The following is a 17,845-nucleotide window of genomic DNA, read 5'->3' as shown; positions in this document are numbered from 1 at the left end:
CAATAGATAAGGCATAAGCTTTCGATGTAGTATTAAGTAAACAATAAAAAAATAACTCAATTGGAATATATAGGTCACCCCAGTAACCTTGTGTGGTATTTTCCCATGACAGTTTTTCTTTTTTGAAAAAATTTCAAAAAAGAAAGACTGTCGAGGGCAATACTTTTATAAAAGTCGAGTTATCAATTTATTACTGTTATATGCTATCAGCGATAATAAGTATTCGACACGCTTCCCCCACGTATGTTCTTTATATAAAATCTCGCGTCCTTTAGCAATAATTTCTTGTTGTCTATAAGGATCATTTAATAGGCTACTTATGATATCTCTAGTGTGATCATTCCCTTCAGTGTACATAACACCACACCCCTCGGGGAACATTTCCATCATAACAGGATGAATATCAGAAATGAGTACCACACCAGTTGAAATTGTGTGGAATATTCGATTCGTTACGAGCCCAAAGTTATTTGTATAATTTTCATTATGAATACTGAGAACAATCCGCGCTGATCGATATATTTCAATCATCTGATCAATTGTTACGCTCCCTTTATAATATCGATGGTACTCATCGAATAAAGGATCCCGCCATCCAGATCCATAAATCTGTAAGTTGTAATCTGTTGCCGGTAATAAATACTGATTGTATTGTTCCAGAGTTCTCATTCTAGTATTACCTATAAAAACTACATCGCACTGATAGTCATCAATCGATGGTCCAGCACTGAACTTTTCTTCATCAACCGCGAGAGGGAAATAATACACATTATCAAACTTGTCAGCCGTAGACTTACTGTTTGTAATAACTAAATCAAATAAAGAAAATGATGGTTGAGCCTGATTTATCAACTTATCATCATAATACTGTTGAAAAAAAAGGATATTAAAGGCACTATCTATTTTAAAAGTAGGGAAATCAAAATGAATCAAAATATCATATCTCATATTACCGTCAGATTCTTCTATATATTTCAAAATATTTGGCGAAACAATATCAACGTTAATACCTGGTATTCTTTCAAAAGCCGCTTTCAGACCGTTTGCGTCGATTTCTTCGCCCCAGATCATTCCATGAAGATAAGAATTATAAGCCATATCCGGTAAGACTAATCCAATATGCAAGGTAGCACCTCCATGTTTAATTAAATTCTTTAGCCGTTATTTTCGCATTCTTGAATAATGACTAATAACTTTTGTATTGTCGATGCTTCTTCGATTATTAGCTTTTCATCTGGAAATATAATTTCAAATGAATCTTCAATCCTTGTCACTAAATTTATAAAGGCTAATGAATCCATACCAATCATTCGAAAATCAGTATCCAGATCCACTTCTGAAATTGAAATTGTTAATGGAACAACAGATCCTATAATCTCTCTTAATTTCTCCTCATAATTTTCCATTTATGATCCCATCCAATTCACTTTGATTTTAGGTCTGATAACTTTACCAGAAGCATTTTTATCAATAGTCTTAACAACGTTTATTTCATCAGGCAATAGATACGGGGAAAGTGACTTCGAGCATATTGACATAATCTCACGTTTATCAAGAGAAACATTCTCCGATAAAACGATATTAATACCAATACGCATTCCCTCTTTTTTACGAATCCCATATGCTATAATGTCTTTAATATCAGGATTCATCATAAGTAATCTTTCAATTTCTTGTGGATATATATTCATGCCGCCTTTTATAATCATTTCATCAGCTCGAGCCTTAATGAATATTAACCCCGCATCATCTACGCAAGCAATGTCTTTTGTCCATAACCATCCATCAATTATTGGCGTACTATTACTATTGTAGTATCCTTTCATTATATTAGGACCTCTAACAAGCAAGTTTCCATCAATATTCGGACCTACGGTGTTTCCCATATCATCAACTATTCTCAATTCTACTGATCTTAAAGACTGGCCTACAGATTCAGGATATTGATCGAATAGATTTGGCGATAAGCAGCTGACTCTGGGAGCGGCTTCTGTAAGTCCATATACGTGGTAAATATCGATACCCCCAAATACATGCCTGATCTCTTTTGCGATATAGGCTGATAAGCACTCACCGCTTATGGCAATTACTCTGATTCCAAGTTTTTTAGCGCTTCTTTTTGTGAAAAACGCTAAATGATGCAATAAAGTAGGAGTACCGCCAAATACAGTAATTTCATTCTTTAGAATCTCTTCCATGATAATTCGTGGATTGTATTTCTGGTCCAGAAATTGGATGTTTACTCCTTTGACCAATGACACCAAAAGTTCCCCAGTTATTACTCCACTATGGTATAAGGGCCTCGAAATTAATATTTTATCTTTGTCATTAATATTAAAATAGTGAGCAATATCGTCTACATTTGCAATTAATCCTTTTTCAGTGATAAGAGCACCTTTAGGCTCCCCAGTAGTACCTGAGGTAAACATAATTAACGCTACATCCTCAAGGATGTACTCTGGCGCATGGGTATCTATTTTCCCAGTCAATTCTCCGTTTGTGATGGAAAATACGGGTAAGTTAGTATCCAATGCTGGATCAACAAAATTCTTATTATTATCACATATAAATAAATGCGGACGGGATTTCTCAATTATTTTTTTACCGTGCTCGACTCCATAGTTATTTGAAAGTATTATAGGAACAATATCTGCTTTCCAACAGGCGAGGACTGCTAGCATAGTATTAAATTCTCGCTCGCACAAAATAATGCATTTCGACTTTGGGCGAATAGCTAACTTCAATTTATTACCAACTAAATCTACAGTTTCAAGAATTTCCTTATAGCTTTTAGAGATTAAGTGATCGGAAATAATTGAACTTGAATGATTATTAATATAAGTACTTATAAAATCCCAAATTCTATTCATCTTTCTCATATAGTCTCCAAATCGTTATACTTTTAAGGTATGATAAATTAATTCCAAAACATCTTCTACCTTTATTAATTTCGAAGGATCTAATGTAGAATTATTAAACTCTATTTGAAACTCGTCCTCTAAAGCAATAATTAGCTCAACCATTTTCAATGAGTCAATTCCAATCGAGGCTAATGTATCAGTTATATTAACACCATTGCCTTGGATAGAAAGTGATTCAATAGAGCTTAGTGCTCTTTCAGTTACTAATTCAATCATTGTATACTCCCCCAATTGTATTCTTAATTTTTTCGGAAATTTCCATGTCCATGGAATAAAGCTTTTTAATTGATTCATTAATATAATTCAAATCTAGTTTCTTTCTTAGACGCTGGTATTCTACAAGTGCATATAATTTTGAAATTTCGTTTATATATGGGCCAATGTAATCTACTTGAAAATAATTATTCATGAACCGTTCTACTCTCATTCTGCTTATACGAATAACTCCAAGAAAGTCCCTTATTTGAACAGCATCGGTTTTGCCCAGTAATGAGACATTAATATCCATTGAATTTTCTGGTATTTTTAAAGTGCTACAGAATTTAAACAGCAAATCTTCTTTTTTTGTGATTTTATCATGATTGATCAAATGATATTTTATGCACTGACCGTTATATAACTGTTGAAACTGCTCCCTCGTGACAATGCCTTCATCCTTGGGATTGTCGTTCAAATAATGATATATATCTTCGTCTAATTTTCTTATATATACGTAATGATCATCACGCCAAGGGTAAATTTTGTACTTATCATGGAAGTATTTCAGATTCACCCCAACTAGTAAATTGTGATTATTTGCATTAAACATCTCATTGATATCTGTCTCATTACTCCAATTCATATCAATAATATTTTCCTTTACTGCCAAATCCTGAATACGTGTAATGCTACTTAAGCGGGCATACTCAATGTGATTATTAGTAAAGTCCTGATAAAGGCTCTTGAATGGAGCAAAACTCAAATAATAAAGTAAAGAAATATTAAATCCTTCTTTTTTTAGATGTGCAGATATATAGTTTTCTACACAAGAAAATGAAAGTAAGTCATCAAAATCACTTTTCCTTAAGACATCAACTTGTGACATTTTCGATCTCCCTCAGCATTTTAAGCTTATCGTCACAGAATACCCAACTTATAAATTCACAATTGTGGGAAAATGACTTTTTCTCTAGCGGCCAATAAATTATGTTAAAATAATTTAAGTCATTGGGTTTAATGTTTTCTAATAGTATGTTTATCCCCTTTCTCTTAGCAAGGTATGGAAATAATTTTATTGAGTTAATCAAGGTAAAATAACATTCTTTTTCTAATCCATATTCCAAAACTTTATTATTAAATTTTTCAAAAAAATCTTCTTCTACTTCGAGCAAAAATGCATATATGTCACAGTATTTGTATAAATGAGTGTCCCTATTTTCTTTCACCCAATCGTAAATTGTTGCTTCTTTAAACAAATGAGCACACAAGTGAATCAGAAAATCTTCTCTATTTAATGTACAAAGGGATGTTCCATTAATATCATAAGAAAAAGTATTCTCTAACATGCGATCTACTAAACTCAAATTGTATTTTGCTTGAAAATCAAGTGAAATATTTACGTCAACAATCGCAGTTTCAATCCCTTTTAGCCCATAATCTCTAAAATAAGGAAGCAACTCACCATAATTCATTCTAGCAAAAATTTTCTCTTTTCTAGTTGGTTCTACCCATCCTGCTTTATCTCTATAAACTTTTTGAACAAAATTCATTTTTTTTAAATAAACATCAATTTTATCAATGTCTTTTTGAGATATTAATATATCAATGTCGTTAGAAATTCTTTGCCCTTTTGCATATAATTTAGGAATTAGATATGAACCTTTTAAAAAAGCATAATTGTATGATTCATTTTCAATCTCACTTCCAAGATGTTTGAGTATTTTTGTAAGGTCATCATTTTTTGTTTTGTTATTCTCAAAAACCATTGACAACTTACTTTTAAATGAGGAATCTGCAAGGTCTAATAATTGCGAGTCCACTAAAACACTATATACAATACCGCCTATTCTGTGGTGGTTAATAATATCCAGCAGTAAATCCCAATCTGAAATTTCACCGATAGTATTTTTGAGTAATTCATTATCATAATTCTTAAAGTTAATACACTCTAAAATAAATGTTTGAATAGCAGCTTCTTTCATAATTTTCACTCATCTCCATAATTATTCTTTGTGTTTACTATTGCATTTTCAATCAAGATATTTGCCCTTTTTAGAAAAAGGAGATATAATTCTTTAATTTCAATCAGTAATTCCCTTGCTCGAGATAAATCAATTTTACTTAGCGTTACTGCGTACTTACGTAATAAAGAGAAAAAAATCATCAATTTGCGACTAACTAATTCAATCTGATCGAATATATCTTGCTCAAAAAAAATATAATTTTGCTCCATTACATATTTAAATCGTACTTCATGACTTTTCATATGCTGTGAGAATATTTTAATACTCCATATTGCTTGGTTATATCTTTCTAATGATTCATTGTTTTCAAGATCGTTTAAAAGAGTTTGTAACCCTTTAAAAATCATCATTCCACTATAGTACTTTTTCTTAACGTTACCTCCATAAGAGAATTCGATCTCGGCTCCTTGAAGTTGTGTATAGAAATTATGATACATTTTCCGCAGATTCAATTTTGGAAATTGCTTTTTAATCGAAAAGGATGAGAAGGGATGAGAAAATGCAAATTGCCAATTGCGCGCCTCCATCTGCTGAGTTTTCTCGAGGCTTTGCCTAAGAGCTAGATATAAATCGTCATACGCGATTTCACTAGTATCATAATCTTTGTTGTTAATTAAACTTTCATGATAATTAAAACTGTTCTTACCTGAATCAAATCCATAAATGAGTGCCTCTTGATACTGATGTTTTTTCAGATAATCATTTGATTGTTTAACGTAATATCTGTCCCAATTCACTAAGACATATTCTTCCTTTTTTAAAGATTCAATAATGCTTTGTAAATCATCCCCTATTTCGAGTAATTTAAATTCTGCTACTTCATCGTAAATATTGAAAATTTCATAAGTATTTTCAGCATCATAACAATGAATATTAAAAGTATCGTACATTAACTGGGGGATAAAATTGTTAATATACCACGGTAACGCGAGAGAATTCGAGGTTATCGCCACTATTCGATTCATATCTCTAAGCATTCCGCCATAAGGTATGTTCCTGTTTATTGGTAAAATAATTTTCAATAAGTTTTCCTCCAGTACATCATTTATACCAAGAAGCTTGTAAAGAAAACATATTAGCATATATTCCGTTATGAGAAATTAGATCATTATGGTTACCTACCTCAACTATAGATCCATTTTCTATCACAAATATTCGGTCAACATTTTTCGTCCATCCTAATCTGTGTGAAATGAAAATTGCTGTTTTATCTTCACAAAGCTCCAACAATTTCTGATAAATTTGCAATTCGGAAATCGGATCAATTGCTGAAGTAGGTTCATCTAAAATAATCAAGTCTGCATTATTATATAGCGCTCTCGCTATTGCTAATTTCTGCCACTGTCCACCAGATAGTTGTCTACCCCCCTCATATATCTGGCCTAGTTTAACATCCAACCCACCAAGTTCATGATATAGGTCCATCAGCTCACACTTTTCTAATATCATTATAATTTTGTCATCATCAATTTCCTCTTCCACATTTCCCAATATAATATTTTCTCTTAATGATAGTTCAAACTTTATGAAATTTTGAAAGACAACAGAAACTTTTCCTTGAGGTTTATCATTGCCGTTCCACAACACAGTACCTAAAGTTGATTTGTACTGACCTAGTATCAATTTAATTAGAGTTGATTTTCCAGCTCCATTCTCACCTACTATCGCTATTTTTTCCCCATGATTAATTCTCATATTTATATTTGAGAGTATAAATTCTTCTGAATTTTTGTACTTGAAATAGATGTTTGTTAGATCGATTGGTGTCAGTGATAATGTTTTTTTGTTCGTATTACTCTCTTTAATAATATTTTTCTTAAGTTCTAGTACCTCATTTAAATCGTATAGTTTACTGCTGCTAATATAAAGTTTGCTAAGTGGCCAGGTTAGACTCATTATCTTATTACCACATGTTAATAAAGCTAAAAATAAAACAGCAACAGTACCTATAGAAACAGAGTTTGTTTCCTTAATTCCTTTCAACAGATAAACCAATACAATATAAATGGTTCCAGTTTGTATCAAAGCTACAATCATCCCTGTTTTTATTTCAAACTTTCTCGCTCCATATCTCTTGTTGTGCTGTTTTTTCATAGTTCCTTTCCATAAATCGATAAAATAATCTACAGATCTATAAATCTTCATTTCGCGAAGAGTGCTATGTTCCTCTAAAGATTTTGAAAGATAGTCACCCATTCTTCCGTCTAAAGTTATTTCCCTTCCAACTTTTCTTACTTTCACCTCAGAAAAGAGACGAATTGATAATGTGACGATTATCATGATAAAAATTAGTAGGCTAATCAAATAATATCCTGATGTAGCTGACAGCCATATAATACTAAAAAGAGATGAAATTATCCCTACACTGGAAACCAAAAAACCAGTTATTCCATCCAGATCTTCTCCAACAAAGTTCTTCGCTCTTTGTAGTTTATTAGTAAATTGTTCATCATCAAAATTTTCATAATCAATACTATTCGCAATATCAATGATATCTGACTGGAATGAAATAGTAATACTTGCATTCATTTTGTTTTTAACAATTTCAGTTATACTAGCTAATAAGTTTTGAATGGCAGCAACTCCTACGTACAATAATACCGGTATGAGAGCTAGTTCAAAAACTTGAGAAAGATTATAATTTTTCGACCCCATAGTAACTATATCAATTAACTTTACTTGTGCATTATAAGAAAAGAATGTTAATAAACCACTGATCAAAGGAATCACTAAAACAAGTGAAGAAACAAGCTTGTTTTTCCTGAAAATTTTCACTACTATCAGAAGGATATTAAAAATATTTTTTTTTAGCATAGACTCTCCTTCCTTAAATATACAATGAAGATTGAAAATCATACATTTTTTTGTACTTGCCATTCTTTTTTACTAGTTCTTCATGAGTTCCGCTTTCAATGATCTCTCCATCCTCAAATAAAAATATTTTGTCTACTTGTTTAGCCATATATAGTCTATGCGTAACTATAATTGAAGTTTGCTTATCCCCTAACAAAATAAATGTGTTAAATGCGTTCTGTTCCGAATATGGATCCATTGCGGCAGTTGGTTCATCAAAGATAGTTAGAGAACTTTCATTTAAATACGCCCTTGCAATGGCGAGTTTTTGCCATTGCCCGCCAGATAAATCAACTCCTCCAAACTGAGGTCCGAGCATTTTATCCAGATCTGTACCGTTAATATCCGTTTTTGCTTTTTCTATTGCAGTTATTAACCTTGAATCATCGTTAATTGCTGTAATATCACCTAATGCAACATTTTCACGTATGGGTCTAAGCAATTGTGCGAAGTCTTGAAATACAACTCTTATATTCTTTTGGTTTCCATTCAGTCTATGGCCATCTTTAATCCAATCTACATTTCCATCGGTTGGATTATATAAACCTAAAATCAACTTAACAAGTGTACTTTTGCCTGATCCATTATCACCTACAAAAGCAATTCGTTCACCAGGATTAATATTTATATCAATATTTTTTAAGACTTTTTTAGATTTATCACCGTAACTAAAATTAATGTTATTTATCTCCACTCCTATAAGACCCGTTTTCCCTTTGATATCTTGCATCAAAGTAGTTTGTTCGTCTAATTTTATATAGGATAGATAATCTTGAAAGCGCAATCTACTTGCTGTATAATCTGTAAACCCCTTTTTCAATGATGGAATTGTAACAAACAATTGATTTGTAATTTGAAATAATATTACAAATAATCCAACACTACTCCCATTACTTCCAAGTACTAAAACAAGCGCTATAAGCGTGCCACCATTTAATAATGTGTTAATTGAATTCTGTGTGAAATTTATGGATTCCGAGAATATAACTTTTTTTTGAATTACCTCATAATTTTTTATAAAAATCCCCTTTATTTCATTGTATAAATAAGATTGCATTCCATATATCCTAACTTCTTGAGTCGTATTTCTATTTGTAAGCAATTCGACTAAATAATTAATAACTCGTTGAGAGGAGCTTTGGCTTTGGCGAATGTACTCAACCTTCTTTGATACATAGCTTGAAATAGTTAATTGGATGATTAATACAATAAAAATTGCAATAACTAAATAGTAAAAACCGTATAAACATACTATAAGCGCCAATGTTCCCACTATAAAAAAGTTAATAATAAAGGAAAACCATTGATCCATTAATCCGAACAGCGAAAAACGTCTTGCTTTTTCTCGTTTAGTTTTAATTTGTGGATTTTCTATATCCAACATTGTGAGCTTAGATGTTTTTAACAGAATACTATTCTCTAATTCTATAAGGCTAGTAATTGTAAGATTCGTAGATGCTATCGCTTTCATAGAACTATTAAAACCGCTGATATACAACAAGATCATAAGTAGTGTAACCGTAATTAATATGTGGTAAAATTGAAAGTCATGATAATTCTGGATGATATCGATTACATATTTGGTGAAAAACAACTCGATAAATAACAAGGGTGCAGTAAGTAAGCTTGTAAAAATATATACGTTTAAATTTTTTCTATCGATTCTATGAAAGAGTTTGATGACATACATAACATCCAACATTGGTGCCCCCTTTATAAGGTTCTGCTATGTATTTTTGAAAGAAATGGTTCAATTACATGAGAATATTGTTCGCATAAAGAATTATAATTATGAATATTTTCATGTTCGATCCCATGAAAATCGGTCCCAAAAGTACAAAGTAAGTTGAATTCTCGGCATAATTGAATCATCTCTTCAGTAAATTCAAGATCTTGGCTTGGATTAATGCACTCTATACCATCAACCATAGATACTAATTCATTTATGATGGGACTGTAAATTACTGGGTGGGCCAGTATTGCATAACCATTGCTAGCGTGAATCAATCTAGTTATTTCTTCAATTGGATAATATCCAACCGGTACGCTCTTTGACTTGGATCTATTTGCTTTTACAGTAGTAATTATTCGTTGGTTCGCAACGTACCGTTCCAAAGAACTAGACGGGTAATTTGGAAAATATCCTAATACGTGAACAGATTGATTCTCATAAACAGCCGACAACTCAACCCCATAAATATACTTTATATTATTTTTCTTACAAATCAATATTGCATCATTCTGTGATTGAAATGAGTCGTGATCAGTGATCGAGATAGTTTTTACATGATTATTTATACAACGATGTATGGTTTCTTCTATGGAGAGCAGTCCGTCCGAGCAATTAGTGTGTTGATGCAAATCGATCAAATTTTCACGACCTTTGAAGTCACTATAAGTTACCTCCTGTTGGTGCTTTATGCTCCGCTTATAATTCGAAATAAAACAATAATACGTGTTTAAGACTTATTTAATCGTTATATATAATTCATAACTCGCTGTTGTTTGGAATATAGATATCTTTTGTTATCTTCATTTTCGAATCCGCAAAGCCGAATCAGGCCATTAACTACAACCCCATCTTTTTCCAAAGATAATAATTTATCTCTATTATTACTTAGTAACGATATACCTCGAAGTCCTCTAAAATGTTTTAAAATTGTTACGGCTTCATCAAATGATCTTTCATCATCTTCAAAATCCAAAATATTATTTGATTCATATGTATCGTAACCGGCCTCTTGTAGTGTATTTGCAATCGCTTTAGCAAATAAACCTATGCCCCTACCCTCATGATTATCAAGATACACGACTGCACCAGATTCATTATCTATTATTCGCCCTAATGAATGGTGTAGTTGTGGCCCACAATCACACCTAGTAGAGCCAAATACATCGCCGGTAAAACAGCACGAATGAATTCTAACTAGTGGATTATCAGAATATTGAAAGTTACCGTAAGTCAGAATCGAGTTATAGTTCCTTTCTGCCCCATGACTCTTTAACTCCATTAACAGTTCTTGGAACGTCATACTATATTCACTTTTGTGCCATACATACCAATTAAACACATATCTTTTGTAATTTAATATAATAGGAAAATATACAGGACCATATAAATGAAGATAATGACCTTTTTCTTTAATTACTGTGAATTTTTTTTCAAGTTCTAAAAGAGTTTTATCTTTGCCTGTTTTAATATTAGTTTTCATATGCACCCTCACCTTATACTTTGGTGTCTAAATATTCCAACGATATATCCACATAAAACTATAGTCCATTGAAATATCGAAAAACTAAAGTAACTTAAACTATTGTCCTTAGTGTAGACGATCGGGGGGACGTACCTTTTCAGCCTTACTAAAATATGCTCATTATCCCTCCAAAGACGATATCCATAACCTACCCCATATCCAAACCACGTTTTTACCAATTTTTTAATTTTATCATCAGCTTTATTTTTACAATTTAATACAGCATTTGAAGCATGGTATATTTCAAAATCATATTTACTTTTTAAACGTTGACTCAAAATAAAATCATCTTGACTATCAAGATTATCATGAGACCATCCACCAGCTTGTATTAGAAATTCTTTATCAAAAATTAAATTTGGGGAAAATGTCTCATTTTTAAAAAAAATCTCGTCACACAGCGTTCGATAAATGGCGTTGTATCTGGACAACCGATTCTTTTCATGAATGTATATATTTCGACCCCTAATGACTTTCTGGCCTGAAATCTCGAGGATCTCATTCGTAAAAGATCTGTCAAATGTACAATCGCTATCTACAAAAGCTACCATTTTAGTTGATGAAAGCCTCAATCCCTCGTCTTTGCGTTGACATCTGGAGTACCCCTCCCTCACAAATATTTTTATATTTTTATAATTATTGATGACCAGTTGAATCCGTGTTTCATTTTCAACTGAAAGCGTTTTAAACATAATTAATAGTTCAGTTTCATTAATGCGTTCCATTAATAAATAACTATTAATTAGCTTACATAAATCATCAACGTCTCTTTCGATTAATGTAACGACAATTGATAATTTAGGTTCCATTATATGCTCCTTAGTCCTTAATACCTTAATAGGCTATTGTAGGTGTGAGATGGTGTGGTTTTGAGATTCCTTTTGCTTGTGCCCATAGAATATAGTCCAGTTGTATTGGACTAACACGCAAGTTATGCTTAATCTTTAACTCGTCGCATATTAAATCCATCGCTTCGATCGTAGCCAACCGTATCTCAATTTCAAGATCACTGTCTCTACAAATTAAGATTTCGTTGTCAATGGTTTGCGTTAATTTATTTGAATAATTTAAAACACCAAAATGTCTCAGTACCCTAGGAAGTTGATAATCTGCGAGGCAACTCAATTTATCAATATCTCGGATTTTTGATTCTGCACCCAATTTTCCATGCAGCATTGCAACAAATAGTTGTGCTCGTTTATTAAATTTAATTTTCCTTTGTTGATCTTTCCACATAGGAAAATGTTCTGTAATAATTTCTACTATTGTTGGCGCGTGCCATTCTGCTTGGTCACATAGTTTCAACACACTGCCTGAGAATGAGTCAAGCAAAACTTCCCCCGCCTCTAAGAGCGATTTTGTTCTTTCTGTTCTCATGGGAAGTAATGGATCAAGAATCATCTCAATATTATTACCCGAAGCGATACTTTCCAGATTTATTAATTTTTTTTTATCCTTCATCGACGCCCACATTGCTGCTGAGCCTGTATAATTTTTGTATTTATACTTTTGCTGAGATGAATTGTACCAAAATTTATAATTTATAGAGTTTCCAATGAAAAAGAACTGCGCTATCTCTTCAACGTCATTACTATCCAATAAGTGCCGATCATTCCATCTATGAAAAGAAAGATTGCATCTAGATAATTGATCAGCGAGTTTTTTGATACTTTCTGAGAAGATTTCAATGTTCATATTTAATTTCTCCCAAGCTTCCATTTCTAAATTGGTCCTTTCAACGTCCGATGGTTTCACCCAGATATGTAACAAGTCTTTCTATAATAGAATTGTTTAATTTTGGTCGAACAATTGAATCAGGCAATTGAATCCCCTTTCGAGCCGCCAAAGGAATTACTAAGTGATTCAAAAAAACCACATTATCAAGCAATTCCAGTTCCTTCGTATAGGGCATCGCGCCTATTAAATCAATTAGTATTGGCTCACCTGAGAGGTTTGAAATCATAACATTGTGGTCAGTCGGATCTGTATGGCAGATTCCATTTTCGTGTAATACTAGTAGCACTTGTCCCAATTTTCTAATTACCGAAAACAAATCTTCCTCATTACACAAATCAACGTAGTCTATCGTGTTAGAAAACGGTCCAAGTATCCATTCCCCTTTTTTTGTACTTAGATGTATACCATCAACGTATTCAATAACAACTGTGCAAAGACACATGTCTATTATTTTCAATAAATTTGGGTGACTGATTTGCTTTAATTTGTTTAATACAATACCAGTTTCAACAACTTTTTCTCTCACTACAGTGACTCCAAAATCATGAATATTTGCATCCCAATTTTGAGCCAAACGCTCTAAGTAAAACTTATTCTTAAATCGCACGCCTAAATTATGTTTTTTACTTGCACCAGCAAAACTTATATCATCAGGGATACCCTTTATTTGATGCATTACACATCTAGGAGAACAATATAGAAAGCTTATTTCTCCTTGATTCTCACTATTCAAAATCAATAGCATCACCCCGCTATAATTAATCTTTCTATTCAATCATTTTTACGATGACCGTTAAATCTCTTAGAGATAAAAAGTAATCTGTGAATTAGATATATAACCATTAAATTCAGAAACTATTGGAAGACTTTTATCATCCAATAGTTTCTGAATATTTTGATAAGATTCAGTTACCTATACATCACTGTATATAACTAACACTCATTATGTCCCCTTAGTCTTAATTTTCATTTCCCATAATATTTAACATCATTTTATATTTTTCGATTTCCACTTTCAATATGTGTTTTAAAGATTCTGTAAAATTTGCAGTTCTAATCTGGGAATTAGTATAAAGCATTTATAATACACATCTTTCGAATAGGATTTTGTCATAGGAAATTGCTTACCTGAACACTACTCATACATCAGACATGGGAGCTGACCTCCATAAGCGATCTTTAGATCCAATACATGCAATCGTATTTACCGTAAGATTCACCGCTTCCTGTAGTAAAGCGTAGATACACTGAGGAAGATTGGGCACGGTGTGCCTTCCGTCTTTGCCCAGTTGAGAAATTATATTTGCGACTTTGATCCTTATCTTCGGTTGGCGAATTGCCATCAAATTCTTTGTTTTTCTTTACGTGGAGAGGATTAACCAAGCATACTTTACTTACTGTTCTCTTAAGAAATGAGCAAAATTTAGCCAGTAGTGGTCTGTAGGCTCTATGCTGACGATATCCTCCTGAAAGCCTTGCTCTGCCCCCAGTTATTCAAACCTGCTAACGAAGTATTCAAATCCTTCTCGAGAATTGATTTCCTAAATTCGACTCCGCGGTAGTCTTGCGCACGAGCCACATGTTTGAATTTGGCGATATCTAGACTGATGATTAAGATAGAAAAAGTGATTTAATAATTCGTTAATTTGAGTAGAATGCATGTTGAAGTCCTAGGTTTGTTTTTGGATCCGTTAGCTGCCCAGCGTCGGAATCAATACACTGTACCTTTTCCCGTGTAAAAGGTATAACAAATCAGTATCTATTGGAACAGCTAATATGTCTAGTTGGTTAAACTTTGAGTCTAATATCTGTATATAAAAAGAGGGCCTGTCCCAAAAGTGATATGCTCCCCATATAGTAGACAGGTGAAATAATAAAAATCTGCTACTGTATGGAGAGCATTTTTATTGAAAAAAAGAAGCATACAACATTTGAAAAAATTAATATTATTCAAAAAAATGAATGCGGGAAACTCGATGGCTCGAAAGCATGGATTATTCAAAATTAAGCCTGTTAAATATCATAATTAAGTAAATCCATTTTGGTGAAAAACTCCAACTTAAAAAAAGATCCTGTTGCATCCTTATTCTACATTTTAGGGGCAATTGCTCTGAAGAAACAAACTAATAAATGCAATCTCTACATGCTTGGGTATAGCATTTTTGCCGACTCAAAGAGGCTCTCGATAATAACATAAGAGATTAGCGCTATATAACTGACTATAAACCGCATTTTCGGTCGTACCAAATAAGTTAGGCACATTTAGGTTTTGCTTGATCCAGCGAAAAAAGACTTCAACTTGCAGCGAGCTTTATACATTTGGGCAATTTGCTCGCTACTCGCCTTCATCAAATAGGTGTCCACTCAAATTTCTGGCCCCCAAAATCATGAAAAATCACCACCTGGTGACGTTCTTGGCTCCTACCCACCTTACACGTTATTTCTCGGATTACGCGCGAGTCCTTGGATTAATGTCTGTGCAAGGCGTGCTTCTGGTGCAAATATACTTTATTCTGAGCCTTATCGTATAAGATTGGTTGCTGGTTTTTAACCGATTCAGTCGCTCGATTTTCACATATGCTCAATCCATCACCATGATAAAATCAGGATAACTGCTCAGAGTTCGGTCCATCTTGAAGTGATCCCAGCGTTTCTGCGACCTTTTGAGGCGAATGTTCACTTTCTCGCAGTGCATCGAGGATCTTAATTCCGGATTTTTTCACCTTCGTACGGTGCCCAAAATAGATGAGTTTCCCTACGGTAATCGTCGTCGAGTAAAAGTTCTTTAGTAAAAGACTTAAACATCGTTAAAAAAGAAACCAACTGATGAAACAGCTATTTAAATACCCCAACAGGAACCTCGTCCGCTTTCGTGGATATACGGGAATAGTATGACGGACAACCGAGTCGGTTTATGAATTCGGCTCTCGCCTCGATAACTTTTCCATCTGTGACAACCGAAAGTGTCCAGAACCCAAGTAACCGAGGAACTGGAAATTAGCGTGATGTATCCTGACATCCGGAATCCTTTGTAGCCTGTGTAACTTTTTCGATAGAGAGAAAGGATTGAAGAACCGAGAAAAATCGGATAGAATTTTTCATGATACCTCCGCCTTTTGGAGTTTGTAGGAGTACAAACATTTTACCGAGGTTGCTGTTCTGTTTGGAGCTAGAATAAAAAGTGGACACCCGTTAACGGACGGAAGGATAATAAGACTAACGGAGGTGTCCACATGGGAGAACAGCGGCAACGATATAACCAAGAATTCAAGAAACAAACGGTCAAATTCATTCAAGAGCAGACGAAGACACTTGGAGATTTGGCAGAAGAACTCAACATTCCAAAAAGTACGTTGCACCAATGGATGAGTAAGTACCGAGAACTAAAACATGAGCCTGTTGCCAGCGTAGATCGAGTGAAGGAACTGGAAGCAGAGCTCCAAGAGATGCGCCGGTTGCTTCAAGAGAAAGAGCACACGCTTGCGGATACACAAGAAGAACTGGCGATTGTAAAAAAAGCAGTACACATCTTCAGCAAACCAAAGAGCTAAGATTTCAGTTTGTGGAAGACCATCGCTCCGAGTTTTCTTTGGAGAAGATGTGCAGTACCTTTCAAGTATCACGGAGCGGATATTACAGATGGCGAATGGACCGAACCAGCATGCGGCAGAACCGCGGTGATTATGTTGGGAAGATGATATTTTAGGAACTATCAGCTAAACAAGAACCTATATGACGATTTAAAAAAGGAGCTCACCATGGATAAAATACTACATATGGAAATACCCATCATCACATCATATCCTAGGAATGCAAATTTCATAGCGATACTTAGTGGACAGCACCCTTATTTTGAGGATTGGCTTTTAATGAATCATATCCAATTGGCATCGACCATTGATGAGAAACAAAAATTTTGGATTTATTTTTATGAACCGCTTTCAAGACAGTACCATCCATTATTAAACAAACAAGAATTACAAAAAGAAACTTTTGTCGACTTAAAAATTGATCTTATTAACTTCTTAACCACTAACCTAGACAAGAATTTTTATATTTATTTAAGTGTGGACACCTACTATATTTCAGCTTATTCCAATCAAACAAAACATTATGCCCATGATTTATTTATATATGGTTATTCAACGAAAGAAAATATATTTTATATTGCTGATTTTTTCGAGAATGGAAAATATAATTTCTGTTCAGCCAGCTTTGAAGAAATTGAAAATGCTTTTTATAGTCAATACCCTGAAAAAAATGTTGAGTTTGATTCTATACAATTACTATCTTTGAATTCGAGTAAAAAGTATATATTTGATGTATCCTATTTTGAAAAACTCATTTTAGAATATATGCACTCCAATAAAACATTTGAAACTTATCGTTTAATAGACAGTTACACTCTTGACCACACGTTCGGGATGAATGTTTATGATGATTTAACAGAACAGATAATTAATATGCCGCCTAGTGCAAGCATGGTAAAAGCATTTCATATTGTTTCCGATCATAAAAAGCTAATGTTAACCAGAATTAAATATTTATACGAACATAAAATTATTAATGATGAAAATTTATATAATATGTTTGAAAAAATATATCATTTGTCCCTTGTAATGAGAAACTCTTCTCTAAAAAATTTAGTTTCAGGAGTTGATTTAAGCTCACAAATCAAATATGTAAAGGAATTAAAGGAGCAAGAAACACTTGCTTTATGTAAATTACTTAGAAACATAAGATTGCATAAATAAATCACGCTCTTAGAATAACACAATGCCAAAAAGGCTTTCCGTAATCATCATCTCAATTGGGTATGATGAAACCTTGTTAGACCTATTTATGCTCCATTTTTTAT

16 protein-coding genes are annotated in these 17,845 nt (G+C 33.2%); 2 read left to right on the top strand and 14 right to left on the bottom strand.

All coding sequences use genetic code 11. The annotated features are described in order from the left end of the window. Window positions 1-165: 165 nt before the first annotated feature. From J2Z28_RS11915 to J2Z28_RS11850, 14 genes are all read right to left on the bottom strand, one after another. Window positions 166-1,125, bottom strand: coding sequence for a glycosyltransferase family protein (locus J2Z28_RS11915; RefSeq protein ID WP_211082651.1), 960 nt, complete (start codon window positions 1,123-1,125; stop codon window positions 166-168). Between the two features lie 29 nt (window positions 1,126-1,154). Further along, window positions 1,155-1,406 (bottom strand): acyl carrier protein, encoded by a 252-nt coding sequence (locus J2Z28_RS11910; RefSeq protein ID WP_211082650.1) that lies wholly within the window; start codon window positions 1,404-1,406, stop codon window positions 1,155-1,157. Then, window positions 1,407-2,870, bottom strand: coding sequence for a class I adenylate-forming enzyme family protein (locus J2Z28_RS11905; protein WP_211082649.1), 1,464 nt, complete (start codon window positions 2,868-2,870; stop codon window positions 1,407-1,409). Window positions 2,871-2,894: 24 nt separating this feature from the next. Next, window positions 2,895-3,137 (bottom strand): phosphopantetheine-binding protein, encoded by a 243-nt coding sequence (locus J2Z28_RS11900; protein ID WP_211082648.1) that lies wholly within the window; start codon window positions 3,135-3,137, stop codon window positions 2,895-2,897. After that, a complete protein-coding gene (locus J2Z28_RS11895; protein ID WP_211082647.1) occupies window positions 3,130-4,005 on the bottom strand; it encodes a hypothetical protein in 876 nt (291 codons plus the stop codon). The genes J2Z28_RS11900 and J2Z28_RS11895 overlap by 8 nt, the downstream gene beginning before the upstream one ends. Continuing rightward, window positions 3,992-5,101, bottom strand: coding sequence for a nucleotidyltransferase family protein (locus J2Z28_RS11890; protein ID WP_211082646.1), 1,110 nt, complete (start codon window positions 5,099-5,101; stop codon window positions 3,992-3,994). The genes J2Z28_RS11895 and J2Z28_RS11890 overlap by 14 nt, the downstream gene beginning before the upstream one ends. Window positions 5,102-5,106: 5 nt before the next feature. Next, window positions 5,107-6,165 (bottom strand): hypothetical protein, encoded by a 1,059-nt coding sequence (locus J2Z28_RS11885; RefSeq protein WP_211082645.1) that lies wholly within the window; start codon window positions 6,163-6,165, stop codon window positions 5,107-5,109. Window positions 6,166-6,184: 19 nt separating this feature from the next. Next, window positions 6,185-7,957 (bottom strand): ABC transporter ATP-binding protein, encoded by a 1,773-nt coding sequence (locus J2Z28_RS11880; RefSeq protein WP_211082644.1) that lies wholly within the window; start codon window positions 7,955-7,957, stop codon window positions 6,185-6,187. A gap of 13 nt (window positions 7,958-7,970) precedes the next feature. Then, window positions 7,971-9,698, bottom strand: coding sequence for an ATP-binding cassette domain-containing protein (locus tag J2Z28_RS11875; protein WP_211082643.1), 1,728 nt, complete (start codon window positions 9,696-9,698; stop codon window positions 7,971-7,973). 11 nt (window positions 9,699-9,709) lie between these two features. Beyond that, window positions 9,710-10,357 carry a PHP domain-containing protein gene (locus tag J2Z28_RS31775; RefSeq protein WP_425325412.1) on the bottom strand — a complete coding sequence of 216 codons (648 nt, stop codon included), beginning with the start codon at window positions 10,355-10,357 and terminating at the stop codon, window positions 9,710-9,712. Between the two features lie 116 nt (window positions 10,358-10,473). Then, window positions 10,474-11,208 (bottom strand): GTP cyclohydrolase II, encoded by a 735-nt coding sequence (locus tag J2Z28_RS11865; RefSeq protein ID WP_211082641.1) that lies wholly within the window; start codon window positions 11,206-11,208, stop codon window positions 10,474-10,476. 8 nt (window positions 11,209-11,216) lie between these two features. Continuing rightward, on the bottom strand, window positions 11,217-12,059 hold the full coding sequence (locus J2Z28_RS11860; protein ID WP_211082640.1) for a glycosyltransferase family protein: 843 nt from the start codon (window positions 12,057-12,059) through the stop codon (window positions 11,217-11,219). A gap of 25 nt (window positions 12,060-12,084) precedes the next feature. Next, the gene (locus J2Z28_RS11855) at window positions 12,085-12,945 is read right to left on the bottom strand and encodes a queuosine salvage family protein (RefSeq protein WP_211082639.1); all 861 of its coding nucleotides are present in this window, start codon (window positions 12,943-12,945) and stop codon (window positions 12,085-12,087) included. 40 nt (window positions 12,946-12,985) lie between these two features. Next, the gene (locus tag J2Z28_RS11850; protein ID WP_211082638.1) at window positions 12,986-13,720 is read right to left on the bottom strand and encodes a BUD32 family EKC/KEOPS complex subunit; all 735 of its coding nucleotides are present in this window, start codon (window positions 13,718-13,720) and stop codon (window positions 12,986-12,988) included. Between the two features lie 2,500 nt (window positions 13,721-16,220). On the opposite strand from J2Z28_RS11850, the gene J2Z28_RS11845 reads away from it, so the two are divergent. Further along, window positions 16,221-16,538 carry a transposase gene (locus J2Z28_RS11845; RefSeq protein WP_211082637.1) on the top strand — a complete coding sequence of 106 codons (318 nt, stop codon included), beginning with the start codon at window positions 16,221-16,223 and terminating at the stop codon, window positions 16,536-16,538. Between the two features lie 207 nt (window positions 16,539-16,745). Then, window positions 16,746-17,741, top strand: a complete 996-nt coding sequence (locus tag J2Z28_RS11840; RefSeq protein ID WP_211082636.1) for a hypothetical protein — start codon at window positions 16,746-16,748, stop codon at window positions 17,739-17,741. Window positions 17,742-17,845: the final 104 nt, after the last annotated feature.

It is taken from the genome of Paenibacillus xylanexedens (assembly GCF_017874615.1).
GTDB classification, from domain to species: Bacteria; Bacillota; Bacilli; order Paenibacillales; family Paenibacillaceae; genus Paenibacillus; species Paenibacillus xylanexedens.
The sequence above is the reverse complement of the archived record's forward strand: the minus strand, read 5'-3'. Positions and strand labels throughout refer to the sequence as shown.